The following is a 25,332-nucleotide window of genomic DNA, read 5'->3' as shown; positions in this document are numbered from 1 at the left end:
GCGTGCACCCCATGCTCGCCGAGCCCTCCGCTTCCCTGCGCTCCGTACGCGCCCCCCGGGTGCCGCGCCCGCGCACGGAGCACGCACCGGCACCCCGCCGCCCGTACTGGAGGCGCCTGCTCCCGCTCCTCGCCGCGCTGGCCCTCCTCACCCGGGTGCCCTCCTTCCGGTGGCCGCTGTGGAGCCCGGACGAGGGCTATCTCGCCGTCCAGGCAAGGATGTTGGCGGACGGCGGGGCGCTCTACGAAACGGTCGTCGACCGCAAGCCGCCGCTCGTCCCCTGGCTGTACGAAGGGGCCTTCGCGCTCTGCGGCGACGTGAGCCTGCTCCCGCTGAAGGTGCTCGCGGTCGCGGCCCAGCTCACGACGGCCGTCCTGCTCGTCTGCGTCGCCCGGTGCCGCTGGGGCGACGGCGCGGGCCGCACGGCGGGCATCCTCTATCTCCTGATCTCGGTCGGCCTGAACCCGGAGGACGTACAGGCGGCCACCTTCGAGGTGTTCATGCTGCCCTGCACGGCGGCCGCCCTGTGGTGCGCCGACCGGCGCTGGTGGGCCCTGGCCGGGGCCGCGGTGGCCTGCGCGTTCCTCGCCAAGCAGACCGGGGGAGCGACGCTGGTGCCGGTGGCGTGGCTGCTGTGGCACTCAGGGGCGTGCCGAAGGGACGTACTGCGCCTGGGAGTTGGCCTGTGCGGCCCGGTCCTCGCTGCCGCCGCCGCCACCGATCCGGCGGGATTCCTGTTCTGGACAGTGACGGGATCGGGCGCCTACGCCTCCTTCACCGGGTCCGAACTCCACGTGCTCGCCAGGGGTTTGACCAACGCGGCGATCCTCGCGGCGGCCTGTGCGGGGATCATCCCGCCGGTCGTACGCGTCCTGCGCATCGCGCGCACCGGCTCGGCGGATCTGTGGCTATGGCTCGCCTCATCGGCGGGCGCGGTCCTGGTCGGCTTCCACTTCTTCGGCCACTACTACCTCCAACTCACACCACCATTGGCCCTGTTGGGCGCGGCGGCACTCCATATCCTCCCCCGAGAGCGCACCCTGACGGCAGTGTCCGTGACGGCCGGGGCGTGTGCGCTGTTCCTGGCCTGGGGGATGCTGGCGCCGCACCCCGAACTGGCGCACGCCGAGCGGATCGCCGACGAGGTCAGGGCGCGCACCTCCCCGCGCGACCGGGTGCTGCTGTGGGGGATACACCCCGAGACGTACTGGCTGGCCGACCGCGACCCCGCGAGCCGCTATCTGACCGCGGGACTCCTGACCAACTACAGCGGCGGCCGCAACGGCCCCCAGGTGGGCGAGAAGTACGCGGTTCAGGGCGCCTGGCCGGTCTTCCGCGCCGAGCTCGCGGCGGCCCCGCCCGCACTGATCGTGGACGACTCACGGGGCAAGCCGTTCGCCCCGGAGCGAGTGCCTTCACTGCGCCGGGTGCTCGCGGCGGGCTACGCGCCGGTGGCGACGGTGGACGGCGCGGTGATCTACTCCCGCCAGGCGCTCCGCTGGAAGTGACGCGAGGTGCCGTCTGTTACCTGCGGCGCCGTCGTGGCTGGTCGCGCAGTTCCCCGCGCCCCTTCAGGGCGCTCCCGCACCCGCAGCGGACTTCGCCCGACCTGCTTAGGCGCTGGGCTGACGTACCGAGCGCGGGCCCAGGCACACGCCGCCCAACTCCTCGACGCGGAGGCGGAGTTCACGGTCGGCGGTGACTACGACACGGGGCCGGTCCGGGCTCTCGGCCACGATCTCCACGATCCGGTCGTCGCCGCTGCCGGGAGCCGAGTCGACGCGTACGCCCGGCACGGACTCCACACCGCGGGCCTGCCCCTCGACGACGAGCACGACGTCCAGCGGGCCCGGAAGCCCGGGAAGACCCTCATCGGCGTACGGAACCAGGCGATCCCTGAGCCGCTCGGCGGCCCCGCGCCGGTCGCGCCACCAGCCGTCGGGGACCGAGCCGACGACGTTCGCCGCGTCGACGACGAGCAGAGTTCTCATGCCGTCACCCTGGCATACCGAGGGTCCGGGCCCTGAACGGTGGATGTGCCCGGCAAACGTAGACTTGTGGGCCGTCGGCCCCCAGGACCTGTCCGCCCCCCCCGAACCCCCGGACGGTCCCCAGGCCACGGCAAGCGAACGCTCGAAGGAAGGTCGGCGCCGAGTCATGCCGCAGAGGTCAGCCCCCAGGCCCGGGCAGGAGCCCGCCCACCCGGCCGGCGCCGACCGCGCCGCGACCGGTACGCCCGAGACCGGCCGCTGGCTGCTGCGCGGCAAGGACGACCGGCTCACCGCGTACGCCCGCACGGACGGGGGCCTGCTGCGCTGGACGGAGACCCGGCCCGGCGGCCCCGCCTTGACGGGCCCCGACTTCTTCGGCGCCCCGGACATCACCCACCTCACCCTGGCCCAGGGCGCCGACGGGTACGTGCACTTCATCGGCCTGCGACGGCGCCCGAAGCCGGACGGCGCCGACCCCGAGGTCGATGTCGTGCACGCCATCCAGTACCAGTCGGGGCGTCCGCTCATGGACTGGCGCTCGCTCGGCAACCCGCACACCAAACTCGTCGAGCGGGCCCCGCATCTCGGCGCCCCGACCGCCGCCGTGGACGCCGCGGGCACGGTCCATGTCTTCGTACGGGACGCCGTGAACAGCGTCCGGCTGCGGCGCGAGGGCAAGGGCGGCCAGTGGGAGGGCTGGAAGGACTTCAAGGTCCGCCAGGTCCTCGACGGCATCGTGGCCGTCGCCACCTCGACGGGACGCGTGGAGGTCTTCGGACCCGCGGCCGACAAGACGCTGCACTGGGCCCAGGAGAAGCAGGGCGGCGAGTTCGTGCGCGGCGACGACATCCCGCTGGCCCCGGCCCCCGGCTCGGGCACGGCCCTGGAAACCGCCGAGGACGGCCTCACGTACTACGCCTCCGACGCCCGCACCACGGCCGTCCAGGCCCACCGCCCAGACGCCCCCGCGATCCCCCTGGACGGCACCCCCGGCCCGGGCCCCACGGCGGCCCTGCGCGCGACGATCGACGGCCACGACTGCACGATCCTCGCCCACCGCACCCGTACGGGACGCCCCGCACTCGCGGCGTTCCCCACGGAGCGGGAGGAGGCGGGCCTGTGGTGGTCCGAGACCGGCGAACCGTGCCTGGGCTCACCGGCGTTGGCGCTCGACACCCACGGGCGGGTGGTGCTCGCGGCGATCGGCGTGGACGGCGCGCTGCACATCGCGCGGCAGAAGGCGGAGCCGGGCCTCGCCCTGGACGCGTGGACGCGGGTCTGACCCGCCCGTCGTCAGCCCGGGAAAACGGAGAAGGGGCGCCCGGTCGGCAGTCGACCGGGCGCCCCTCTCACTGTTCAGGAGTCACTGCTCAGGTGTTACGCGGGCACGCTCGCCACGCCCTGCTCCAGGAACTTCTTGCCGGTGACCCGCTCGCTGACGCCCGCCCGGTCCAGGTACGGCGTGATGCCGCCCAGGTGGAAGGGCCAGCCGGCGCCGGTGATCAGGCACAGGTCGATGTCCTGCGCCTCGGCGACGACACCCTCGTCGAGCATGAGCCCGATCTCCTGCGCCACGGCGTCGAGCACGCGGTCGCGGGTCTGCTCCTCGGTCAGGACGGAGTCGCCCTGCTTGAGGAGAGCGGCGACCTCGGGGTCGAGCTCCGGCTTCCCGCTGTCGTACACGTAGAAGCCGCGCTTGCCGGCCTTGACGACGGCCGCGAGGTTCGGGGACACCGTGAAGCGCTCCGGGAAGGCGCGGTTCAGGGTCTCCGACACGTGCAGACCGATGGCCGGGCCGACCAGCTCCAGGAGGACCAGCGGCGACATCGGCAGACCGAGCGGCTCGACGGCCTTCTCGGCGACGGCGACCGGGGTGCCCTCGTCGATGACGTTCTGGATCTCGCCCATGAAGCGGGTGAGGATGCGGTTCACGACGAACGCCGGGGCGTCCTTCACGAGCACCGCGGTCTTCTTCAGCTTCTTGGCGACACCGAAGGCCGTGGCCAGCGAGGCGTCGTCCGTCTGCTCGCCGCGGACGATCTCCAGGAGCGGGAGGATCGCGACCGGGTTGAAGAAGTGGAAGCCGACGACCCGCTCGGGGTGCTTCAGCTTCGACGCCATCTCGGTGACGGACAGCGAGGAGGTGTTGGTGGCGAGGATGGCGTGCGCCGGAGCGACGGCCTCCACCTCCGCGAACACCTGCTGCTTGACGCCGATCTCCTCGAAGACGGCCTCGATGATGAAGTCGGCGTCGGAGAAGCCCTCGGCCTTGTCCAGGACACCGGAGACCAGACCCTTGAGGCGGTTGGCCTTGTCCTGGTTGACGCGACCCTTGAGGAGCAGCTTGTCGATCTCGGCGTGGACATAGCCCACACCCTTGTCGACGCGCTCCTGGTCGATGTCGGTCAGCACGACCGGCACCTCGAGGCGGCGCAGGAAGAGCAGCGCAAGCTGCGAGGCCATCAGGCCCGCGCCGACGACGCCGACCTTGGTGACCGGACGCGCCAGGTTCTTGTCCGGGGCACCCGCCGGGCGCTTGGCGCGCTTCTGTACGAGGTTGAACGCGTAGAGCCCGCTGCGCAGTTCGCCACCCATGATGAGGTCGGCGAGCGCGACGTCCTCCGCGTCGAAGCCCTTCTGCAGGTCGCCGTCCTTGGCGCCCTCGATGATCTCCAGGGCGCGGTACGCGGCCGGGGCCGCACCGTGCACCTTGGAGTCGGCGATGCCACGGCCGCGCGCGACGGCGGCGTCCCAGCCCTCGCCGCGGTCGATCTCGGGGCGCTCCACCGTGAGCGAGCCGTTGAGGACGGAGGCCGTCCAGATCAGCGACTGCTCCAGGAAGTCGGCGCCCTCGAAGATCGCGTCGGCGATGCCGAGCTCGAAGACCTGCTTGCCCTTGAGCTGGCGGTTCTGGTTCAGCGAGTTCTCGATGATGACCGAGACGGCCTTGTCGGCGCCGATCAGGTTCGGGAGCAGCGCACAGCCGCCCCAGCCCGGGACCAGACCGAGGAAGACCTCGGGCAGCGAGAAGGCGGGCAGCGCCTTGGAGACGGTGCGGTAGGAGCAGTGCAGACCGACCTCGACGCCACCGCCCATCGCGGCACCGTTGTAGTAGGCGAAGGTCGGCACGGCGAGGCCGGACAGACGCTTGAAGACGTCGTGCCCGCTCTTGCCGATGACGAGCGCGTCCTCGTGGCGCTTGAGGATCTCCACGCCCTTGAGGTCGGCGCCGACGGCGAAGATGAACGGCTTGCCGGTGATGCCGACGCCGACGATCGTGCCCTCGGCCGCCTCCTTCTCGACCTGGTCGATGGCGACGTTCAGGTTCGCCAGCGAGCCGGGGCCGAAGGTGGTCGGCTTGGTGTGGTCGAAGCCGTTGTCGAGCGTGATGAGCGCGAAGCGCCCGGCGCCCGCGGGCAGGTCGAGGTGGCGTACGTGCGCCTGCGTGACGACCTCGTCCGGGAACAGCTCGGCCGCGCCCTTCAGAAGCTCAGCGGTGTCGGTGCTCACTTGCTGCCTCCGTTGAAGTTCGGGTTCTCCCAGATGACCGTGGCGCCCATGCCGAAGCCGACGCACATCGTCGTCAGGCCGTAGCGGACCTCGGGCTGCTTCTCGAACTGCCGCGCCAGCTGCGTCATCAGACGTACGCCGGAGGAGGCGAGGGGGTGGCCGTACGCGATGGCGCCGCCGTACTGGTTCACGCGCGCGTCGTCGTCGGCGATGCCGTAGTGCTCGAGGAAGGCGAGCACCTGGACGGCGAAGGCCTCATTGATCTCGAAGAGACCGATGTCGTCGATGGTCAGGCCCGCCTGGGCGAGCGCCTTCTCCGTGGCCGGGATCGGCCCGTAGCCCATGACCTCGGGCTCGACGCCCGCGAAGGCGTACGAGACAAGGCGCATCTTGACCGGCAGGTTGTTCTCGCGGGCGAAGTCCTCGGAGGCGATGATCGACGCCGTGGCGCCGTCGTTGAGGCCCGCGGCGTTGCCGGCGGTGACGCGGCCGTGCGTACGGAACGGCGTCTTCAGACCCGAGAGGTTCTCGAGGGTCGTGCCGGGCCGCATCGGCTCATCAGCGGTGGCGAGACCCCAACCGGTCTCACCGGCCTCGGCGTTCGTCCGGCGTACGGAGACCGGCACCAGGTCCTGCTGGATCTTGCCGTTGGCGTACGCCTTGGCGGCCTTCTCCTGCGAGCGCACCGCGTACTCGTCGGAACGCTGCTTGGTGATGCTCGGGTAGCGGTCGTGCAGGTTCTCGGCGGTCATGCCCATGAAGAGGGCGGACTCGTCGACGAGCTTCTCGCTCACGAACCGCGGGTTCGGGTCGACTCCCTCACCCATGGGGTGGCGGCCCATGTGCTCGACACCACCGGCGATGACGGCGTCGTACGCGCCGAACGCGATGGAGCCGGCCGTCGCCGTCACGGCGGTGAGGGCGCCGGCGCACATGCGGTCGATGGAGTATCCCGGCACGGACTGAGGCAGGCCCGCCAGGATCCCGGCGGTGCGGCCCAGCGTCAGGCCCTGGTCGCCGATCTGCGTGGTCGCGGCGATGGCGACCTCGTCGATCTTGGCGGGGTCGAGGTCCGGGTTGCGGCGCAGCAGCTCCCGGATGGCCTTCACGATGAGGTCATCCGCACGGGTCTCGTGATAGATGCCCTTCGGGCCCGCCTTGCCGAACGGGGTGCGGACGCCATCAACGAAGACGACGTCCCTGACGGTACGAGGCACGATGGCTCTCCTCCAGGGTGCGGGTGCGCCTGCGGCGCGCTTCCGGGAACCATGCTACTTGTCGGTAACTAGGCTGCCCAGTCCCGGTTCGGGGAGGCGAAGGTCACACTTGGCCTGCGGCCTGGCTGGGCGGTGCGTTCCGGCCCCCGGGGCGGGGCGCGCCGATCCCCCCGGCTGCCGCAGGGCGGGTGCGCCGATGCGTCCCGGCTGCCGCAGGGCGGGCCGTCCTGTCCCGCCGCTTCGCGGCGGATCCTTTCCCGCCCGCCCACCCGATTACCCGGCATCCGCCAGGGGCGTACGGGGCCGCGCGCCCTTACAACGCGAGCCACCCACCCGCCCTCCCCGTGTTGCGGGGTAATCGGGTGGGTGGGTGGGAGAGATCCGCCGCGAAGCGGCGGGACAGGAACGCGCCCCGCGGTCGGCAAGGGCGCGCCCGGTGCCGTCAGGTCAGGGCCGTTACCAGAGCCGGGGTCACCTGCGTGATTTGCCAGTTCCGTGCGCCGTGGGCGGACAGGGCGGCCGAGACCGAGTCGGGGGTCACCTCGGTCGGCGGCTCCCAGCAGACCCTTCGTACCGTGTCCGGAGTGATCAGGTTCTCCTGAGGCATGTTCAGCTCATCGGCAAGCGCCGAGACCGCCGCCCGCGCAGCGGAGAGCCGAGCCGCGGCCGCCGGGTCGCGGTCCGCCCAGGAGCGGGGCGGCGGGGGCCCGGACACGGCCTGCCCCGGCTGGGGCAGCTCGGAGTCGGGCAGGGCCTTGGCCCGGTCCACCGCGGCCTGCCACTGCTCCAGCTGGCGCCGCCCCATGCGGTGCCCGAAGCCGGTGAGACCGGCGAGCGCGTGCACGTTGGGGGGCAGCGAAAGCGCCGCCTCGACGATCGCGCCGTCGCTCAGCACCTTGCCGGGCGACACGTCACGCCGCTGGGCGACACGGTCACGCGCGGTCCACAGCTCCCGTACGACCGCCATCTGACGACGCCGCCGCACCTTGTGCATGCCGGACGTACGACGCCAGGGGTCCTTGCGGGGCGGCGCGGGCGGCGCGGAGGCGATCGCGTCGAACTCCTCGCGGGCCCACTCCAGCTTGCCCTGCCGGTCGAGCTCCTTCTCCAGGGCGTCGCGCAGGTCGACGAGGAGCTCCACGTCCAGCGCCGCGTAGCGGAGCCAGGGCTCGGGCAGCGGGCGCGTCGACCAGTCGACGGCCGAGTGCCCCTTCTCCAGGACGAAGCCGAGCACCCCCTCGACCATCGCGCCGAGGCCGACCCGGGGGAATCCGGCTAGCCGCCCCGCGAGCTCCGTGTCGAAGATGCTGGTCGGGATCATGCCTATTTCGCGGAGGCAGGGGAGGTCCTGCGTGGCGGCGTGCAGGACCCATTCCGTGCCGGAGATCGCCTCGCCGAGGCCCGAGAGGTCGGGGCAGGCGACGGGGTCGATCAGGGTGCTGCCCGCGCCTTCGCGGCGCAGCTGCACGAGGTAGGCGCGCTGGCCGTACCGGTAGCCGGACGCGCGCTCGGCGTCCACGGCCACGGGGCCACTGCCTGCCGCGAACGCGGCGATCACCTCGGCGAGGGCGGTCTCGTCGGCGACCACCGGGGGGATGCCATCACGCGGCTCGTCCAAAGGGATCGGCGCCGATTCGACGTCGTCCGGAGGGCCGCCTCCGGTGGTTCGCAGTGAGCTGTCTGCTGCGGTCTCTTGGGCGTCGGTCACCTGTCAAGGGTATCTGTGTATGCACAGCACCCGTCGACGGAACGTTCCGTCGACGGGTGTGCGAGGGGTGTAAATGAGTCAGTGGATGATTCCGGTGCGCAGCGCCACCGCTACCATCCCGGCCCGGTCACCCGTGCCGAGCTTGCGCGCGATACGGGCGAGGTGACTCTTCACGGTCAGGGCGGAGAGCCCCATCGAGACGCCGATGGCCTTGTTCGACTGGCCCTCGGCGACGAGGCGGAGCACCTCGACCTCGCGGCCGGACAGCTCGCGGTAGCCGCCGGGGTGGCTCGGGGCGCCCGGGGGGCGGCGGTGCATTCGGGCGGCGGCCGAGCCGATGGGCGCGGCGCCGGGACGGGTGGGGAGACCGACATTGGTACGGGTACCGGTGACGACATAGCCCTTCACGCCGCCCGCGAGGGCGTTGCGTACGGCGCCGATGTCGTCGGCGGCGGAGAGCGCGAGGCCGTTGGGCCAGCCCGCCGCGCGGGTTTCGGAGAGGAGCGTCAGGCCGGAGCCGTCGGGGAGGTGGACGTCTGCGACGCAGATGTCACGGGGGTTGCCGATGCGGGGACGAGCCTCCGCGATCGACGAGGCCTCGATCACGTCGCGCACACCGAGCGCCCACAGGTGGCGGGTGACGGTGGAGCGGACACGTGGGTCGGCCACGACGACCATGGCGGTCGGCTTGTTCGGGCGGTAGGCGACCAGGCTTGCGGGCTGCTCGAGGAGAACGGACACCAGGCCTCCTGGGGTGCGGGACGGAACCGGCTCGGGGATGAAGCCGGGACGAACCGTGCTTTCAAGGTCACCCACCTCTTCGGCACCAAACCCGCCCGCCTTTAGAGAATGATCACGATTTGGTGAGTAACAATTCGGACCATTCGGACACATGATCGATCATCCGAAGATCAACCCGAATCGCAGTCGTTCAGAAACGATCCCGCAGGTGTTACGTCGTCGGGCGAGCGGCCGGGCCCACCGGCGCCCGGCCGCTGGCCGTCACGGACTCTGCGGTCCCCGCCGCTGCGGCAGTGACACCACGGATCCGTCGCCCTGCCCGGCCGGCGGCAGCCCCGCGACCTGACAGAGCAGATCGCACCACGCCGCCAGGTGCGCCGCGGTGTCCGGCACCCCGCCGAACCCTTCGCCCGGCGCCGGCGTCCAGGAAGCCCGGATCTCGATCTGCGAAGCGGGCGGACGCTCGGCGAGTCCGCCGAAGTAGTGCGACCCGGCGCGCGTGACCGTGCCGCTCGGCGCCCCGCACACCAGACCGCGCGCCCCCAGCGCACCCGTCAGCCACGACCAGCACACCTCGGGAAGCAGCGGGTCCGCCGCCATCTCCGGCTCCAACTCCGCGCGCACCAGCGTGACGAGGCGGAACGTGCCGTGCCAGGCCTCGTGCCCCGCCGGGTCGTGCAGCAGCACAAGGCGGCCGTCCGCCAGGTCGTCGTCGCCGTCCACCACCGCCGCCTCCAGCGCGTACGCATACGGGGCGAGGCGCTGCGGAGGACGCGTCGGGTCGATCTCGATCTCAGGCCGAAGCCGTACCCCGCGCAGTGCGTCGACCGCCGCGCGGAAGGGCAACGGAGCCGATTCCGCCACCTTCCCCTCCGTACTTTCCATCTCGCCAGCGCCGTCCGACCGTTGTCCTTGAGCCGCAGCCATGCGGGGAAGATTAAGGGGAACGGCGGCTTCGCGCAGGGAGGGACACCCTTGAGAGGGGGCTCGGTCAAGGCAGGGTGTCCCTCTGGACAGGGGGCGCACGGGCCCGTGCGAGACTTTCCGCGTGAGTGCCAACAACAGCCAGAGCCCCGCGGGCCGGCAGAACGAAGCGACGTACGACTCGGCCTTCATGAAGGCCTGCAGGCGCGAGCCCGTGCCGCACACGCCGGTCTGGTTCATGCGGCAGGCAGGGCGCTCACTCCCCGAGTACCGCAAGGTGCGCGAGGGCACGGCCATGCTGGAGTCCTGCATGATGCCGGAGCTCGTCACGGAGATCACGCTGCAGCCGGTGCGCCGCCACAAGGTCGACGCCGCGATCTACTTCAGCGACATCGTCGTACCCCTCAAGGCCATCGGCATCGACCTCGACATCAAGCCGGGCATCGGCCCGGTCGTCGCCGACCCGATCCGCTCGCGCGCCGATCTCGCGCAGCTGCGGGACCTGACGCCCGAGGACGTCCACTACGTCACCGAGGCGATCGGGATGCTGACGGGCGAGCTCGGGTCGACGCCGCTCATCGGGTTCGCCGGTGCGCCTTTCACCCTCGCGAGTTACCTGGTCGAGGGCGGTCCGAGCCGTAACCACGAGCACACCAAGGCGCTCATGTACGGCGACCCGGAGCTGTGGGCCGAGCTGCTCGACCGGCTCGCGGAGATCACCGGGGCCTTCCTGAAGGTGCAGATCGAGGCGGGCGCGAGCGCCGTGCAGCTCTTCGACTCGTGGGTGGGCGCCCTCGCACCGGCCGACTACCGGCGCTCCGTGATGCCCGCGTCGAAGAAGGTGTTCGACGCGGTGGCCTCGTACGGCGTGCCGCGCATCCACTTCGGTGTCGGTACGGGCGAGCTGCTCGGCCTGATGGGCGAGGCGGGCGCAGACGTGGTGGGCGCCGACTGGCGGGTGCCGATGGACGAGGCGGCCCGGCGGGTCGGTCCCGGCAAGGCGCTGCAGGGCAACCTCGACCCGGCGGTCCTCTTCTCCACGCGCGAGGCGGTCGAGGCCAAGACCGACGAGGTGCTGGCCGCCGCTTCCGGGCTCGAGGGGCACATCTTCAACCTCGGCCACGGAGTCCTGCCGTCCACGGACCCGGACGCGCTGACGCGACTCGTGGAGCATGTCCACACGCGTACGGCAGTCTGAAAGATGTGCGTATGAAAGATGTCTGCTTGAAAGATGTCTGAAAAGGGTCCCTGTCCGATCGGGCAGGGACCCCTTTCTGCTGGAGGCGATGACGGTCCGGACCGTCCTCAGCAGGGCCTTTCCAGCCGTTGCTCAGACCCCCTTCGCCCGTACCGCCGCCACCGCCTTGCGGGCCGCCACCAGGATCGGGTCCCATACCGGTGAGAACGGTGGGGCGTAGCCGAGGTCCAGGGCGGTCATCTGTTCCGCCGTCATGCGTGCCGTCAGTGCCACCGCCGCGATGTCGACGCGTTTGGCGGCGCCCTCGCGGCCCACGATCTGGACGCCGAGCAGGCGGCCCGTGCCCCGTTCGGCGAGCATTTTCACCGTCATCACGGCCGCTCCGGGGTAGTAGCCCGCGCGGCTCGTCGACTCGATGGTCACCGTCACGTGCTGCAGGCCCGCGGCCCGCGCATCCCTCTCGCGCAGGCCCGTGCGGGCGATCTCCAGGTCGCAGACCTTGCTGACCGCCGTGCCGACGACACCGGGGAACGTCGCGTAACTCCCGCCCACGTTCGAGCCGATGACCTGGCCGTGCTTGTTGGCGTGCGTGCCGAGCGCGATGTGGCGTTCGCGGCCCGAGACCAGGTCGAGCACCTCCACGCAGTCGCCGCCCGCCCAGATGTTCTCGTGGCCGCGCACCCGCATCGCGAGATCCGTGAGCAGCCCGCCGTGCCGGCCCAGGGGCAGGCCCGCCGCCTTCGCGAGTTCCGTCTCGGGGCGCACGCCGATGCCGAGCACCACCACGTCCGCCGGATACTCGGCGTCCTCCGTGGCCACCGCCCTGACCCGGCCGTCCTCACCGGTGAGGATCTTGGTGACCTCGGAGTCGTTCACCATCTCGATGCCCATCCCCGACATCGCCTCGTGGACCAGGCGGCCCATGTCCGGGTCGAGCGTCGACATCGGCTCGGCGCGGCGGTTGACGACGGTGACCTCGTAGCGGCGCTGGATCAGCGCCTCGGCCATCTCGACGCCGATGTAGCCCGCGCCGATGACGACCGCCCTGCGGCCCGGCGTTTCGGCGAGCGTGTCCAGGAGCGCCTGGCCGTCGTCGAGGGTCTGCACGCCGTGCACACCGGGCGCGTCGATGCCCGGCAGCGGCGGGCGGATCGGGCGGGCGCCGGTGGCGATCACGAGTTTGTCGTACGCCGTCCACTCCTCGGCCCCGGTCTCCAGGTCCCGGCTGCGGACGCGCCGCCCCGCCGGATCGATCTCCGTGACCTCCGTGCGCATCCGCAGGTCGATGTCGCGTGCCCGGTGCTCCTCGGGCGTACGCGCGATCAGTTCGTCCCGCGAAGGGACGTCGCCGCCCACCCAGTAGGGGATGCCGCAGGCCGAGTACGAGGTGAAGTGACCGCGCTCGAAAGCGACGATCTCCAGCTCGTCCGGGCCCTTGAGCCTGCGTGCCTGCGACGCGGCGGACATGCCTGCCGCGTCGCCCCCGATGACCACCAGTCGCTCGCGTGCGCTGCTCGTGTCGCTCATACGGACACGCTACGACTCCGCAGCAGTTGACGGGCGATCAGTCGTCGTCGCCCCCGCCCTCGACTTCGCCCTCGCGCGTCAGCACCGGAGCGGGTCGCCGGGCCGGACGTGGCCGCATCAGCCGCTGCCACAGCACGACGATCAGCGCCGCCACCGCCGCGAACGGCAGGATCGCGCCGAGGGCGACCGCAAGCCACCGCAGCATCGTCACGAAGGCGCTCCAGCCGCCGGACAGCGCGTCCACGAACGTCGGATCGTCGTCGTCCGCGTCCGCCTTCTGCACGGCCGTCTCACTGAGCGAGAGCGTGATCGTGGACATGCTCGTACTGTCCTTCAGCGACGACTGCTGTGCGAGCAGCGCCTCCAGCTCGGACTGCCGGCTGCTCAACTCCCCTTCCAGGGTGACGACATCGCTCAGCTTCGTCGCCTTGTCCATCAGCTCCCGCACCCGCGCCACGCTCGCCCGCTGCGACTTGATGCGGCTCTCGACATCGACCACCTGATCGGTGACGTCCTGCGCCTTGGCCTTGCGCTCGATCAACTTGCCCGTTCCCTCAAGGGACTTGAGGACCTCCTCGTACCGATCCTGCGGCACCCGCAGCACGATCCGCGAGCGTTCGTGGCCGCGGCCGTCGCGGTCCGTCGTCTCGTCGCCGACGACCCCGCCCGCGTCCGTGGCGACCGCGCGCGCCTCCTCCAGCGCCTTCGGCACGTCCTTGACGCGGACGGTCAGGGACGCGGAGCGGATGATGTGCGTGCCGGTGAGCTTCGGCGGCTTCTTTGCGCCGGACTTGTCCGCCTGGCCGCCGCCCACGCCATGCTCGTCGGACGGGCCCTTCTGGTCCCTCGCGGCGCTGCCCGCCGCCTTGTCGCTGTCGCCGCCGCCGCCCGCGCTGCACCCCGCGAGCGCGAGGGCGACCGCGAGCAGGACGGCCGAGAGTGCCCGGACCGAGCGGTGCCTGGACGTGCTGGACGCGTTCATCCCGACGTACCCCCGAGGATCGTGGTGACTGTTGCTCCTTTGACGCCGGGGAGGTGCGGAGCGATGGTTGCCGACAGGTCCCGATGGGGTCACGGTCGGGACTCGCGCGGCTCGTAGAGTGGAGGTATGCGCGAAACGGACACACGTACGGGTACGGGTCATGTCGTGGTCATCGGCGGTGGGATCGCAGGCCTCGCGGCCGCCCATCGATTGCTGGACACCGGAGCCCGGGTGACCGTCCTTGAGGCCTCCGACCGGCTCGGCGGCAAGCTGCTTCCCGGCGAGATCGCAGGCGTCCGCGTCGACCTCGGCGCCGAGTCGATGCTCGCCCGCCGTCCCGAGGCCGTGGCCCTCGCCCGCGAGGTGGGCCTCGCGGACCGGCTGCAGCCGCCCGCCACCGCGACCGCCGCGATCTGGACCCGCGGCGCCCTGCGCCCGATGCCCAAGGGCCACGTCATGGGCGTGCCCGGCGACGCGTCCGCGCTCTCCGGGGTGCTCTCCGACGAAGGTCTTCACCGCATCGAGCAGGACCGCGAGCTGCCTGCCACCGAGGTGGGCGACGATGTCGCGGTCGGTGAGTACGTCGCCGGGCGGCTGGGCCGCGAGGTCGTCGACCGCCTGGTGGAGCCGCTCCTGGGTGGCGTGTACGCCGGTGACGCCTACCGCATCTCGATGCGCTCGGCGGTGCCGCAGCTCTTCGAGGCCGCCCGCAGTCACGCCTCGCTCACCGAGGGCGTACGCGAGATCCAGGCCCGTGCCGCGAAGAACCAGCAGACCGGACCCGTCTTCATGGGCATCGAGGGCGGCGTGGGTCAACTGCCGCTCGCCGTCGCGGAGTCGGTACGCGCGCGTGGCGGTGTCATCCACACCGGGGCCGCGGTCACGGAGCTGAAGCGCACCTCGGGGGGCTGGCAGATCAGCACCGAGAAGAGCGTCATCGACGCCGACTCCGTGGTGGTCGCCGTGCCCGCGTACGCCGCGGCCGCGCTCCTCGGGGTCGAGGCGCCCGCGGCCGCCGCCGAGCTCGCCACGGTCGAGTACGCATCCATGGCCCTGATGACCCTCGCCTACCGGCGCAGCGAAATCGACCTCCCCGAAGGCAGCGGTTTTCTCGTGCCGCCCATCGACGGGCACACCATCAAGGCGTCCACGTTCGCATCCCGTAAGTGGGGCTGGATCGCCGATGAGGACCCTGACCTGCTGGTTCTGCGCACTTCGGTGGGCCGGTACGGCGAGAGCGCGATCCTGGAGCGGGACGACACCGACCTGATCGCCCTCTCCCGGCGCGATCTGCACGCGGCCACCGGCCTGGACGCCGCGCCCGTCGCCACCCGCGTCACCCGCTGGCACGACGGCCTCCCGCAGTACCCCGTCGGCCACCACGCGCGCGTGGCCCGCATCCGCGAGCACGTGAGCAAGCTGCCGGGCCTCGCGGTGTGCGGAGCCGCGTACGACGGAGTGGGCATCCCGGCCTGCATTGCGAGCGCGTACGCGGCCGTGGACCAGCTGGGCGGCGACCTGGCGGGGGTCGAGGAGCTCGCCAGCCACCCGGTGCAGAGTCTGCACGGCGGCGGAGGAGAATAGAGACATGAGTGACGACGCCCCCGCCAAGAGCCCGAACGCCGGCAAGAAGGCCAAGGACCTCAACGAGGTCATCCGCTACACGCTGTGGTCCGTCTTCAAGCTGCGCGACGTGCTGCCCGACGACCGTGTCGGTTACGCCGAAGAGGTCCAGCAGCTGTTCGACCAGCTCGCCGCCAAGGACATCACCGTCCGCGGCGCCTATGACGTGTCCGGTCTGCGGGCCGACGCCGACGTCATGATCTGGTGGCACGCCGAGACCAGCGACGAGCTGCAGGAGGCGTACAACCTCTTCCGCCGCACCAACCTCGGCCGCGCCCTCGAGCCGGTCTGGTCGAACATGGCGCTGCACCGCCCCGCCGAGTTCAACAAGTCGCACATCCCGGCCTTCCTGGCCGACGAGACGCCGCGCAACTACATCAGCGTCTACCCCTTCGTGCGCTCCTACGACTGGTACCTGCTGCCCGACGAGGACCGCCGCCGCATGCTCGCCGACCACGGCAAGATGGCCCGCGGCTACCCCGACGTGCGCGCCAACACCGTCGCCTCGTTCTCGCTCGGCGACTACGAGTGGATGCTGGCCTTCGAGGCCGACGAGCTGTACCGCATCGTCGACCTGATGCGCCACCTGCGCGCCTCCGAGGCCCGCATGCACGTCCGCGAAGAGGTCCCGTTCTTCACGGGCCGCCGCAAGTCCGTGGCGGACCTGGTGGCGGGTCTGGCGTAACCGCCTCCAACCGCCTCCGTAGACATACACACGCGCCGGGCGGGCGCGGCACCGTTAATTCGGTTGCCGCGCCCGCCCGGTGCGCGTTTCATCGAAAGGTCGTAGCCGAGGACAGAAAGATGGTGAGTGTATGCCCAGGGCCCTGCGGAACAGCTCGGAGCCGATCCCTTCCGCATTGCTTTGGAGTCACCTTCACCATGTCCCGCAACACATCAAGGCGCGCCCGCACTGAGGCGCGCGCCCAGTCCTTCCGCTGTCTGCAGTGCGGTCTCGACGTATCGATGACCGCACCCGGCACCGACCACCGCAACCACTGTCCGAACTGCCTGTGGAGCCGTCACCTCGACGACACCCCGGGCGACCGGGCCGCGGAGTGCGGCGCCCGGATGGAACCCCTCGCCATCTCCGTACGCGGTGACGGCGAATGGATCCTGGTCCACCGCTGCATCCACTGCGGCGTCCTGCACGCCAACCGCACGGCGGGCGACGACAACGCCCTGCCGCTGACCCGGCTCGCGGTGCGCCCGCTGGCCCAGCCGCCGTTCCCGCTGGAGCGGCTCAGCGCGCTGTGACCGGCCGGCACTCGCCTGCTAGCGCTTTCTGGTGAGAGCCTCTGCCCGCGCGCCGGACAGCGGCTCGGGCTCCTTGTGCGGTGCGCACGCCGCGCGCCGCACGGGGAGCCTGCCCTCCAGGAGATACGCCTCCAGGTGGCCGTTGACGCACTGGTTGGGGCCGCCCGCGATGCCGTGCGTGCCCGCCTCCCGCTCGGTCACCAGGACCGAACCCCGCAGCCTGCGGTTGAGCTCCACAGCGCCCTCGTACGGCGTCGCCGCGTCACGCTCGGCCTGCAGGATCAGCGTCGGGGGCAGCTCGCCCTCGTCGGTACGGACGTCCACGGGACGCTGGCGGGGCGCGGGCCAGTAGGCGCACGGCAGGTTCATCCAGGCGTTGTCCCAGGTCTCGAAGGGCGCGACGCGGGCGAGCAGTGAGTTGTCGCGGTTCCAGATCTTGAAGTCCGTCGGCCAGGACGCGTCGTTGCACTCGACCGCGGTGTAGACCGCGTTGCTGTTCTCCTGCTCCTTGGCCGCCTTCGGCTCGGGCGCGGCCTGCTCGATCAGCTGCTTCGGGTCGCCCTTCAGATACGCCGAGAGCGCCGAGGCGCGCATCGGCCAGTAGTCGTCGTAGTACCCGGCCTGGAGATACGCCGACTGCAGCTGGCCGGGGCCGACCTTGCCGCCCGCGGGCTTGCGGGCCAACTCGTCGCGGACCTTCTCGTAGCTCTTGAGGACGGCGTCGGGCGTCCTGCCCAGGTGGTACGTCTTGTCGTGCTTGGCCACCCAGGTACGGAAGTCGGCCCAGCGCCGTTCGAATGCCACGGACTGGTCGAGGTTGTTGTCGTACCAGATCTGCGCCGGGTCGGGGTTCACCGCCGAGTCGAACACCATGCGGCGCACGTGCGACGGGAAGAGCGAGGCGTAGACGGCGCCGAAGTAGGTGCCGTACGAGGCGCCCATGAAGGTCAGTTTCTGCTCGCCGAGCGCCGCCCGAAGGACCTCCAGGTCACGGGCGTTGTTCAGGCTGTTGACGTGCGGCAGGCCCGCCCCGGAGCGCTTGGCGCAGCCGCGCGCGTAGGCCTTCGCCTCGGCGACGCGCTTCAGTTTGTACGCGGCGTCCGGTCGGGCCGGCGACTGGGTCGGCGCCTTCCCGTACTCCTTGGGGTCCTGGCAGGAGATCGGGGCGGAGCGGCCGACACCGCGCGGGGCGTAGCCGACGAGGTCGTACGCGGCGGCGATGCGCTTCCACTCGGGCATGACCCCGACGAGCGGGAAGTACATGCCGGACGCGCCGGGGCCGCCGGGGTTGAAGACGAGCGCCCCCTGGCGCTTGACGGCCTTGGCGCGCTTGCCCGCGGCCTTCTTCGTGGCCTTGACGCGGCTGACGGTCAGCTTGATCTGCTCGCCGTCCGGCTTGGCGTAGTCGAGCGGCACCTGCACGGTGCCGCAGCGGACGGACGGGGGCAGGCCCTCCGCCTTGGCACAGGCGCCGAAGCGGATGGGGGCCGCCTTCGCGCGCTGGGCGGCGACGATGGTGCCGCGCGCCTCCGGGTAGGGCGAGGTGTCGGTCGCGGACGCGCTTCCCGTGGGGGCGGCGACGAGTGCGGTCAGGACCAAGGATCCGGCGGTTCCGTAGAGGGCGGCTGCTGCTCTCATCGCTCTCCATCCCTTCATTCGGCCGTGTGTTGCTCGAACAAAAGGGATGATTCGTTCGGTAATAGGCGAAGTAAAGCACCGCCCTGCCGGTGTCGGCTCATTGCCCCGTCATTGCCCCCGATGCGCCGTATCCCGGTGCGTGAACGCGGCGCGCAGATCCGGGTCCGCCAGGGCGCGGGTGCCGCGTACGGCGACGGCGGTGAGGTCGGAGCCGCCACGCGCCGGGAGCGTACTCAGGAGGCGCTGCCCTGCGGGCGAGGCCCAGCGGGGATAGGGGTGGATCTCGAAGCGGGCGACGGCCAGACAGGCCAGGTCGGTGGCCAGCGGCAGCGCGAACCAGACCGCGATGTGCACCTCGCCGGGCGTCCGCTCGGCCGCCTCCTGGGCGGGCATCAGCAGCGCCGCCGCGCCGAGCGCGAGCACCACCGCGGCGGCCGCCCGCACCTGCCGGACCGCGCCCGCGACCCCCGACCAGCTGCCGTCCGGCAGCGCGAGCCCCGCCGCGACGAGCCGGTCGGCGAGCGCGCGCATCGCGTCGGTGCCGGCCGCGGCCCGGCGCACCGGCGCTATCGGCGACTGGCCCGCGGGCCCTATCGCGCCGAGCACGGAACGCTCCATGTCGTCACCGCCCACCGGGTCGACCACCGTCGCCCAGCCGGTACGGGCGAGCAGCAGCCGCCGGGCGCGGGCCATCGACACCAGGGTCAGGTCGGCGACGCGCGCCGGGCCGCCGGAGAGGAAGGCGGCCTCGTAGAGCGTCAGTTCATGACGGTGCTCCGGGGCCGTGCCGCCCGGGGCGGTGCGGTATGCGGCGAGGCAGAGCCGGGCGCAGGACAGGCCCGTCGCGACCCAGGCGAGGAGGAGCAGGGGGAGCCAGAACATGCGGGTGTTCTATGCGAGCGGGCGGGGCCTGCGCCACGGCTTATTCAGCATGCGGACGGGAGGTCGCCGGTGCATAACGTTCCGCTTTGGCGTCTTCGCGGGCTAGGGCCTGTCCGATGGGTCGGGCCGGTCTTCGCGCCGGGTGCCGATTCGGCAGGGCCGAGCGGGCCCTGGTGCGTGCAGCTGCAAGGCGGAGGAGGGCGACAACGCGGAGCGTTGGCAACCGACGACAACGCCGCAGATGTGCGTGCCAGGGCCCGCGACCCCGGCAGGACCCATCGGACAGGCCCTAGCCCTTGTCGCCCTTCTCCGCCTTCCCTCCCTTCCCCTTCTCGTCCTTGTCGTCCTTCTCGCCCTTTTCGTTGGGCTTGGGGGGTGGTTCGGTCTTCTTCGTCGGCTTGGGCCGGGACGCCGGTGGTGGCAGCGGGAACGTCGGCGAGGGGGAGACCGGGGTCGCCGGGGACGGGGAGTCGGTCGGGCCCGGCGGGGCGGGGGAGCGCGTGACGGGGTCGGGTCCTGCCGACGCGGCGTCCCGCGCCAGGTCGTCGAAGTCGACGAGGCCGGTGCCTTCGAGCACCGTGATGTGGTCGAGGACCGTCGTGTTCGCGTCGTCGGCCAGGGCGCGCACCAGCGAGTTGCGGGTGGTCGCGCGGACCTCGGCCACCACCGAGAAGACCTTGCCGTGCGCCACGCGCAGGATGTTGGCGAATCTCTCGTCGTACGTCGCGCCGCGCGCGTCGTTCAGCTCGTCGAGCCAGCCGCGCTGCTGCGAGCTCGGCTGGTTGGGCAGTTCGAGGCCGAGCTGCGTCGCCACCTCGCGCACCCGCGCGTCGAGGAACGTATGGCCCTCGACGAGGTGCTCGCCCGCGGTCTGCACGGCCTTGGTGGTGCCGCGCTCCTCCGCCTGCTGTCCGGCGGGGAGTTCCCAGAGCCCCGCGAGCCGCACCTTGGTGATGAACTCGCGGTCGAGGGCGGACAGCGGGCCGAAGTCGGTCGACACGGTCTCCGCGTTGAGTCTGTCCAGGCCGGTGCCCGAGCGGTCCTCGTACGACCAGATGGGGAAGAGCAGCGCGGCCAGGGTCGCGACGAGCCCCGCGACGATGAGGCCGGTGCCGTTGATGGATCGCATGACGCCTCCTGTTGCGGCACCGCACGTTAGTGCGCCGCGGGGAGGCGTCTGCCGGTTACCGCCCGGAGTACGTCAACTGCCGTACGAGTAAGGGGTATTGCGTGCGGGCGGCCGCCGTGCCGCCGACGGCGGGGTCAGGAACCGCCGCCTCCGCCTCCACCGCCCCCGCAGCCGCCGCCACCCCCGCCGGAGCTGCCGCCGCAGGAGGACCCGCCTCCGCCACCGCCGCCGCCCCCGCAGCCTCCGCCGGAACTCCCGCAGCTCGAGCCGCCGCACGACGAACCGCCGCCGCCCCCGCCTCCGCACCACATCGGGGTTCCGCTCGACGAGCCCGCGCCCGCCGAACTGCCCGCGTACGACGAGGTTCCCGCCGTCCGCCCCGGCCGGATGCGGTGCGCGGCCTGCAGTTGGGCGCGCAGTACGGGATCGAGCACGCCGTTCACGCCGTCGACCGCCACGCGGTACGTCGCGCCGTACGCGTACGCGCTGGCCGCGCGGTACTCCGCCAGCGCGGTCCGGCCCCTGGCGGTGATCCGGCTGCGGGTGGCGTTGCCGCAGAGTCCACCGATCAGGGAGCCGATCACCCAGGCCGCGATCAGGGCGATGGTCGACGCGCTCACGGGGTCCCAGGAGGAGGCGTTGTCGTCTTCGACGGAGACGATGACGATGACGAGGAAGAACCCGACGACACTCAGGGCGTTGTGCCGGATCTTCCAGCGCCGCAGCCGGTCCAGGGCGTCGGGCCGCACCATCAGGCCGCGCCCGGCGAGCGTGTCGCCCAGCGCCTGCACTGCGGGGCTGCGCATCACGCCGATGCGCAGCCAGTGCAGGGCGCCGCTCGGCGCGGCGGCATGGGCCTGGAGCACCGCGCCCTCCACCGGGTTGCGGACCTCGGGCGACCGGATCCCGACGATGCCGGGCCCCACCACGACAAGTCGCCCGTCCTCGTGCAGCGCCGCGATCGAGGCGTCGGCGACCCGGCCGGGGCCGCCGGCGAGGAAGGCGGCTTCCAGGGGGTCGAACACGGCGCCGTGATGCGCGTCGGGCTGCGGGCCTCCCGCCTGCCGCACCTGGGCGACGCCGACGAGGAGCCCCACGGACGAGGCCGCGACCAGCAGGGTGTAACAAATCGCCAGGATCTCCAAGGCAGCTGCCTCCTATCCCCGCCGCAGCGCGAACCGAGCCGCCCGCAGCCAACGCGTGACCGGCCGCCCGTCCAGCGGCGCGGGCCCGGACCGCTCGAGCCACCACCGGGTCAGCCGACCACGCGCATCGGCGTCCTCCGGCTGCCCGGCGAGCAGCAACTGCTCGGCGAAGTCGAGCGCGTCACGCCGGTACCCGCCCGTCATCGGGCGGGCCTGCGCGTACGCGAAGAAGTCCGAGCGGAACGCCTTCCCGAGAATCTCCGGCAACTCGGGCGCCACCTTCGCCACGACATCGGCCCGCTTACCGATCAACGCCCGCCCCTGCACGGCAAGCCGCCCCCGATCAAACCCTTCGGGCACGGGAGTCCCCGCGACGAGCGCGGAGAGCAACGCGGTCTGCGCGAGGGCCAGGCGCTGACGGGCGGGGGCGGGGGCGGGGGCGGGGACGCGGGTGGGGGTGATCTCCGGGGTGGTGGCTGCGGTCTCGGCGGCGGGGGCCGTCGAAGGCGTTTCGGTGGCAGGTGCCGTCGGGCCCGTCTCGGTGGTGGCCGCCTTTGATCCCGCTTCGGCGGCGCGTGCCTGCGAACCCCTCTCGTCGGCCGGCGTCTGCGAACCCGTCTCGGTAGGCGGCGTCTGCGAACCCGCCCCGGCGGTAGTCGCCTTCCCCCGCGCACCTCCCCGCACCGTCTCCCGTATCGCGTCCAGCTCCCGCTCCAGCTCGCCCGGCTCCGGGAAGTTCTCGTCGCGCTCGAGGAGGACGCCCGGCGGGGTCACCCTCGACGCCAGGTCCGCGAGGATGGCGAGGACCGGCTCCGGGACCGGGTGGGCGTGGCTGTCGTGCCAGACGCCGTCGCGCTCGAAGCCGCCCGCGACATGGACGTACGCGATGGCCTCGACCGGCAGTTCGTCCAGGGCCTTGGCCGGGTCCTCGTCGCGGTTGACGTGGTTGCTGTGGAGGTTGGCCACGTCGATGAGCAGGCGGACGCCCGTGCGCTCCACGAGGTCGTACAGGAACTGGCCCTCCGTCATCTCCTCGCCGGGCCAGGAGATCAGCGCCGCGATGTTCTCCACGGCGAGCGGCACGGGCAGCGCGTCCTGTGCGATGCGTACGTTCTCGCACAGCACGTCGAGGGCGTCGCGGGTGCGCGGCACCGGCAGCAGATGGCCCGCCTCCAGCGGCTGCGAGGCCGTCAGCGGGCCACCGGCGCGTACGAACGCGATGTGCTCGGTGACGAGCGGCGAACCGAGGGCCTGCGCCCGCTCCGCGAGGGCGGTGAGGCGGCCATCGTCCGGGCGGTCCGCGCCGCCGAGGCCGAGAGAGACGCCGTGCGGCACCACCGTCACGCCGCGCTCGCGCAGCCGCAGGAGGGAGTCGGGGAGGTGCCCGGGGCACAGGTTCTCCGACACGGCCTCGACCCAGTCGATGCCGGGCATCCGTTCCACGGCGTCCGCGATCTCCGGACGCCACCCGATTCCGGTCCCCAGGTGCTTCATTTTTTCCCCCTCCTCCGCCATGACCCCGCGTCGTGATCGGCTGTCGGAGTCATGACCCCGACAGCCGCGGGCGAACCCCTGGAGAGGGACGTTCAGAGCTACATTTGAGGTTCCGGCCGATCCGTATTGACCTCTCCCGGCGGTGCGGGCGACGGCCGTGACGTGGTCGACACATCACCGCTGGGACCGGCGGGAGCAGGCTCGGGGGGAAGCTCGCCGGAGGGCGGGGGAGGCCCGCTGGGGCTTGCCGTGGCGGTGGCGGCGCCGCCGTTCGCGATCTCGTCGAAGTCGACGAGCCCGGTCGCCTCGAGCATCGTGATGTGGTCGAGGACGGTCTGGTTGGCGTCGGTGGCCAGCTGCCGGATCAGCGTGTTGCGGGTGCTGTCCCGCACCTGCGCGATCACGCTGAACACCTTGCCGTGCGAGACCCGCAGCAGATTCGCGAACTTCCGCTGGTACGTCATGCCGCTGGCCGCGGTCAACTCATCGAGCCAGCCCTGCTGTTGGGCGTTCGGCTGGTTCGGCAGCTCCACACCGAGCTGCGCCGCCACGGTGCGGGTCCGCTTGTCGAGGTCCGTGTGGCCGACGATCAGATGGTCACCGGCCTCCGTGATGGCCTCCGTCGGCGCCCGCTCGACGGCCTGCTGGCCCGCCGGTATCTCCCACAGCCCGGCGAGCCGCACCTTCACGAGGAGGTCGCGGTCGGCCGCCGAGAGCGGACCCCACTGGGTGGCCACGGACCCGGCGGCCAGATTGGCGGGCCCTGTGCCCGAGCGGTCGGCGTAGGACCACATGGGGAACGCGAGCGCGCCCAGTGTGGCCACGAGTGCCGCGATGATCAGAGCCGTGCCATTGATGCGCCGCAATGTGCCGTGCCTCCCGTGCCCGTCGACTTGCCGTGGAGGGCAAGCTACTTCCTGGTACCGGGAGATACGGAAGAGGCGTGCGTGATGTTCAGCGATCGCGCCACCGGGGAGAGCGTCCGAGGAGGGCGAGCATCTCGTCAAGAGGGGACGCCTCTTCGGGCGTGGGCAGGACCGGCGCGAACGCGGCACCGGGCCCCCGGCGTTCGGGATCCTTCGGCACCCGCCGGGCGACGTCGAGTGCTGCCTCGACGACCGGCCGGGGCAGGTCGAGCCCGACGCCCAGGGTCGCCGCCACGTCCCAGGAGTGCACCACGTAGTCGAGGAGATGGAAGCCGACGGCGACGCGACCGGAGAAGGTCCCGCCGATCTCGGGAAGCGTGAACCCCCGCTCCATGACGCCCTCTTCGGCGAACGCGGCCAGGACGTGCCGTACCGACTCGTCGTAGACCTTGAACGGGTCGCGGCCGAGATCCGGCGCGATCCAGTACGTCCGGTCGGCACCCGCACCCCGCGCCGCCGCCGCGAACCCGTGGTGCTGCGCGGCCATGTGCGCCACCAGATCGCGCAGCGTCCAGCCCGCGCAGGTCGAAGGGCGTTCCCAGTCGGCGTCACGGGCGATGCGCAGGACGCGGAGCGATTCGAGGACGGCGGCGCGGTCGAGTGCGACGAGGTCGCCGGTCTTGTCGGTGGTCATGAGGTCATCACGGTCCTTGATCCATGAAGGCATGTGTACGAGCATAAAACTAAACGAACGATCGTACTGCTTGTTTTACGGAACTGATCCCGGGGCGAAGGCAGGCTGCAGTCAACCCGCCCGGCGTTCAGGAGAGTTGAGGCACCGACGCCGCATCCGTCGCCGCCGCGCGAAGCCGCGCCGTGATGCCGACGCCCGCCCTGCGGTACGCATCCGGTTCGTCGTGCAGGACCGAGTGCGCGTTCGCCGTCTCCATGAGGGCGATGAGCTCGAAGGCGAGCTGCGGGACGTCGACGTCCGGGCGCAGTTCGCCCGTGTCTCGGGCCTCGGCGAGGCAGCTCTCCACCCGGTCGGTCCAGTCGCGGTCGGCGCGGACCAGCGCGTCGTGCACCGGCCCCTCGCGGGCGTCGAACTCGGCGATCACCCCGTAGAAGAAGCAGCCGCCGGGGAAGACGCGCTGCTCCGAGTAGTCCAGCCAGCGCGCGCACAACTGCGACACCCTGCCGATGCCGGGCGGGGACTTCCGGGCCGGTTCCACCACCGCGTCCAGGTAGATGCGCCCCGCCGCGCGGATGGTCGCGAGCTGCAGCTCCTCCTTGGAGCCGAAGAGCGCAAACACCCCGCTCTTGCTGAGCTTCAGCTCGGTGGCGATACGGCCCAACGACAGCGCGTCCAGACCCTCGACCGACGCGATGTCGACCGTGCGGCGCAGGACGAGCCGTCGGGTCTGATTGCCGCGCTCGACACGGCCGTCGAGCTTGGCGGTGCCGCCGCCGTCGGTCCTGGTCGCCATGTCGGCCTCCTCC

22 protein-coding genes are annotated in these 25,332 nt (G+C 71.7%); 6 read left to right on the top strand and 16 right to left on the bottom strand.

Annotation, left to right across the window (positions count from 1 at the left end; translation table 11 throughout):
* The first annotated feature begins 11 nt into the window (after positions 1-11).
* Positions 12-1,508 carry a glycosyltransferase family 39 protein gene (locus AB0O76_RS12735; protein ID WP_365488743.1) on the top strand — a complete coding sequence of 499 codons (1,497 nt, stop codon included), beginning with the start codon at positions 12-14 and terminating at the stop codon, positions 1,506-1,508.
* Between the two features lie 105 nt (positions 1,509-1,613).
* Here AB0O76_RS12735 and AB0O76_RS12730 read toward each other — a convergent pair whose 3' ends face one another.
* Positions 1,614-1,991: an NTP pyrophosphohydrolase gene (locus AB0O76_RS12730; protein WP_365488740.1), complete on the bottom strand. Its 378-nt coding sequence runs from the start codon at positions 1,989-1,991 to the stop codon at positions 1,614-1,616.
* 166 nt (positions 1,992-2,157) lie between these two features.
* On the opposite strand from AB0O76_RS12730, the gene AB0O76_RS12725 reads away from it, so the two are divergent.
* Positions 2,158-3,273, top strand: a complete 1,116-nt coding sequence (locus tag AB0O76_RS12725; RefSeq protein WP_365488737.1) for a hypothetical protein — start codon at positions 2,158-2,160, stop codon at positions 3,271-3,273.
* A 95-nt stretch (positions 3,274-3,368) separates the two neighbouring features.
* Here the strand turns inward: AB0O76_RS12725 and AB0O76_RS12720 are convergent, their stop codons facing one another.
* The 5 genes from AB0O76_RS12720 to AB0O76_RS12700 all read right to left on the bottom strand — a co-directional run bounded on the left by AB0O76_RS12720 (position 3,369) and on the right by AB0O76_RS12700 (position 10,094).
* The gene (locus AB0O76_RS12720; RefSeq protein WP_365488734.1) at positions 3,369-5,501 is read right to left on the bottom strand and encodes a 3-hydroxyacyl-CoA dehydrogenase NAD-binding domain-containing protein; all 2,133 of its coding nucleotides are present in this window, start codon (positions 5,499-5,501) and stop codon (positions 3,369-3,371) included.
* Positions 5,498-6,718, bottom strand: a complete 1,221-nt coding sequence (locus AB0O76_RS12715; RefSeq protein WP_365488731.1) for an acetyl-CoA C-acyltransferase — start codon at positions 6,716-6,718, stop codon at positions 5,498-5,500. Before AB0O76_RS12715 ends, AB0O76_RS12720 begins: the two co-directional genes overlap by 4 nt.
* Before the next feature lie 442 nt (positions 6,719-7,160).
* Complete coding sequence (locus tag AB0O76_RS12710) at positions 7,161-8,426, bottom strand: ribonuclease D (RefSeq protein WP_365488728.1); 1,266 nt, start codon at positions 8,424-8,426, stop codon at positions 7,161-7,163.
* A 78-nt stretch (positions 8,427-8,504) separates the two neighbouring features.
* Positions 8,505-9,167, bottom strand: a complete 663-nt coding sequence (locus AB0O76_RS12705) for a response regulator transcription factor (RefSeq protein WP_030687574.1) — start codon at positions 9,165-9,167, stop codon at positions 8,505-8,507.
* A 261-nt stretch (positions 9,168-9,428) separates the two neighbouring features.
* Positions 9,429-10,094 (bottom strand): DUF3000 domain-containing protein, encoded by a 666-nt coding sequence (locus AB0O76_RS12700; protein WP_365488725.1) that lies wholly within the window; start codon positions 10,092-10,094, stop codon positions 9,429-9,431.
* A 121-nt stretch (positions 10,095-10,215) separates the two neighbouring features.
* Here AB0O76_RS12700 and hemE point away from each other — a divergent pair, with 121 nt between their 5' ends.
* On the top strand, positions 10,216-11,289 hold the full coding sequence (gene hemE, locus AB0O76_RS12695) for a uroporphyrinogen decarboxylase (protein WP_365488722.1): 1,074 nt from the start codon (positions 10,216-10,218) through the stop codon (positions 11,287-11,289).
* A gap of 132 nt (positions 11,290-11,421) precedes the next feature.
* On the opposite strand, the gene AB0O76_RS12690 is transcribed toward hemE, so the two are convergent.
* Both AB0O76_RS12690 and AB0O76_RS12685 read right to left on the bottom strand, forming a co-directional pair.
* Positions 11,422-12,816, bottom strand: coding sequence for an FAD-dependent oxidoreductase (locus AB0O76_RS12690; protein WP_365488719.1), 1,395 nt, complete (start codon positions 12,814-12,816; stop codon positions 11,422-11,424).
* Positions 12,817-12,853: 37 nt separating this feature from the next.
* Entirely contained in the window at positions 12,854-13,798 is a 945-nt protein-coding gene (locus AB0O76_RS12685) for a DUF4349 domain-containing protein (RefSeq protein ID WP_365488717.1), read from the bottom strand.
* A gap of 126 nt (positions 13,799-13,924) precedes the next feature.
* Here AB0O76_RS12685 and hemG point away from each other — a divergent pair, with 126 nt between their 5' ends.
* The 3 genes from hemG to AB0O76_RS12670 all read left to right on the top strand — a co-directional run bounded on the left by hemG (position 13,925) and on the right by AB0O76_RS12670 (position 16,678).
* A complete protein-coding gene (hemG, locus tag AB0O76_RS12680; RefSeq protein WP_365488714.1) occupies positions 13,925-15,382 on the top strand; it encodes a protoporphyrinogen oxidase in 1,458 nt (485 codons plus the stop codon).
* Positions 15,383-15,386: 4 nt separating this feature from the next.
* The gene (gene hemQ, locus AB0O76_RS12675) at positions 15,387-16,106 is read left to right on the top strand and encodes a hydrogen peroxide-dependent heme synthase (RefSeq protein ID WP_365488711.1); all 720 of its coding nucleotides are present in this window, start codon (positions 15,387-15,389) and stop codon (positions 16,104-16,106) included.
* Between the two features lie 197 nt (positions 16,107-16,303).
* Positions 16,304-16,678 (top strand): RNHCP domain-containing protein, encoded by a 375-nt coding sequence (locus tag AB0O76_RS12670; protein ID WP_365488708.1) that lies wholly within the window; start codon positions 16,304-16,306, stop codon positions 16,676-16,678.
* Positions 16,679-16,696: 18 nt separating this feature from the next.
* Here the strand turns inward: AB0O76_RS12670 and AB0O76_RS12665 are convergent, their stop codons facing one another.
* From AB0O76_RS12665 to AB0O76_RS12630, 8 genes are all read right to left on the bottom strand, one after another.
* On the bottom strand, positions 16,697-18,316 hold the full coding sequence (locus AB0O76_RS12665; protein WP_365488705.1) for an alpha/beta hydrolase: 1,620 nt from the start codon (positions 18,314-18,316) through the stop codon (positions 16,697-16,699).
* Between the two features lie 108 nt (positions 18,317-18,424).
* Positions 18,425-19,198, bottom strand: a complete 774-nt coding sequence (locus AB0O76_RS12660; RefSeq protein ID WP_365488702.1) for a TIGR04222 domain-containing membrane protein — start codon at positions 19,196-19,198, stop codon at positions 18,425-18,427.
* 289 nt (positions 19,199-19,487) lie between these two features.
* Positions 19,488-20,327: a DUF4142 domain-containing protein gene (locus AB0O76_RS12655; RefSeq protein ID WP_365488699.1), complete on the bottom strand. Its 840-nt coding sequence runs from the start codon at positions 20,325-20,327 to the stop codon at positions 19,488-19,490.
* Between the two features lie 134 nt (positions 20,328-20,461).
* Positions 20,462-21,472: a TIGR04222 domain-containing membrane protein gene (locus AB0O76_RS12650; RefSeq protein ID WP_365488697.1), complete on the bottom strand. Its 1,011-nt coding sequence runs from the start codon at positions 21,470-21,472 to the stop codon at positions 20,462-20,464.
* Between the two features lie 12 nt (positions 21,473-21,484).
* Entirely contained in the window at positions 21,485-22,966 is a 1,482-nt protein-coding gene (locus AB0O76_RS12645) for a DUF692 domain-containing protein (RefSeq protein WP_365488694.1), read from the bottom strand.
* 98 nt (positions 22,967-23,064) lie between these two features.
* Positions 23,065-23,832, bottom strand: coding sequence for a DUF4142 domain-containing protein (locus AB0O76_RS12640; protein ID WP_365488691.1), 768 nt, complete (start codon positions 23,830-23,832; stop codon positions 23,065-23,067).
* Between the two features lie 88 nt (positions 23,833-23,920).
* A complete protein-coding gene (locus AB0O76_RS12635; protein WP_365488688.1) occupies positions 23,921-24,559 on the bottom strand; it encodes a TIGR03086 family metal-binding protein in 639 nt (212 codons plus the stop codon).
* A gap of 94 nt (positions 24,560-24,653) precedes the next feature.
* Positions 24,654-25,319, bottom strand: coding sequence for a TetR/AcrR family transcriptional regulator (locus AB0O76_RS12630; RefSeq protein WP_365488686.1), 666 nt, complete (start codon positions 25,317-25,319; stop codon positions 24,654-24,656).
* Positions 25,320-25,332 lie beyond the last annotated feature (13 nt).

The sequence above is a fragment of the Streptomyces sp. NPDC086554 genome (genome assembly GCF_040686095.1).
Classification (GTDB): Bacteria; Actinomycetota; Actinomycetes; order Streptomycetales; family Streptomycetaceae; genus Streptomyces.
The sequence above is the reverse complement of the archived record's forward strand: the minus strand, read 5'-3'. Positions and strand labels throughout refer to the sequence as shown.

Coding starts and splice junctions, on each gene's coding strand:
- AB0O76_RS12735 (WP_365488743.1), top strand. CDS start 12: ATGCTCGCCGAGCCCTCCGCTTCCCTGCGCTCCGTACGCGCCCCCCGG.
- AB0O76_RS12730 (WP_365488740.1), bottom strand. CDS start 1,991: ATGAGAACTCTGCTCGTCGTCGACGCGGCGAACGTCGTCGGCTCGGTC.
- AB0O76_RS12725 (WP_365488737.1), top strand. CDS start 2,158: ATGCCGCAGAGGTCAGCCCCCAGGCCCGGGCAGGAGCCCGCCCACCCG.
- AB0O76_RS12700 (WP_365488725.1), bottom strand. CDS start 10,094: ATGGCTGCGGCTCAAGGACAACGGTCGGACGGCGCTGGCGAGATGGAA.
- AB0O76_RS12690 (WP_365488719.1), bottom strand. CDS start 12,816: ATGAGCGACACGAGCAGCGCACGCGAGCGACTGGTGGTCATCGGGGGC.
- AB0O76_RS12685 (WP_365488717.1), bottom strand. CDS start 13,798: ATGAACGCGTCCAGCACGTCCAGGCACCGCTCGGTCCGGGCACTCTCG.
- hemG (WP_365488714.1), top strand. CDS start 13,925: ATGCGCGAAACGGACACACGTACGGGTACGGGTCATGTCGTGGTCATC.
- hemQ (WP_365488711.1), top strand. CDS start 15,387: ATGAGTGACGACGCCCCCGCCAAGAGCCCGAACGCCGGCAAGAAGGCC.
- AB0O76_RS12670 (WP_365488708.1), top strand. CDS start 16,304: ATGTCCCGCAACACATCAAGGCGCGCCCGCACTGAGGCGCGCGCCCAG.
- AB0O76_RS12665 (WP_365488705.1), bottom strand. CDS start 18,316: ATGAGAGCAGCAGCCGCCCTCTACGGAACCGCCGGATCCTTGGTCCTG.
- AB0O76_RS12660 (WP_365488702.1), bottom strand. CDS start 19,198: ATGTTCTGGCTCCCCCTGCTCCTCCTCGCCTGGGTCGCGACGGGCCTG.
- AB0O76_RS12655 (WP_365488699.1), bottom strand. CDS start 20,327: ATGCGATCCATCAACGGCACCGGCCTCATCGTCGCGGGGCTCGTCGCG.
- AB0O76_RS12645 (WP_365488694.1), bottom strand. CDS start 22,966: ATGAAGCACCTGGGGACCGGAATCGGGTGGCGTCCGGAGATCGCGGAC.
- AB0O76_RS12635 (WP_365488688.1), bottom strand. CDS start 24,559: ATGCCTTCATGGATCAAGGACCGTGATGACCTCATGACCACCGACAAG.
- AB0O76_RS12630 (WP_365488686.1), bottom strand. CDS start 25,319: ATGGCGACCAGGACCGACGGCGGCGGCACCGCCAAGCTCGACGGCCGT.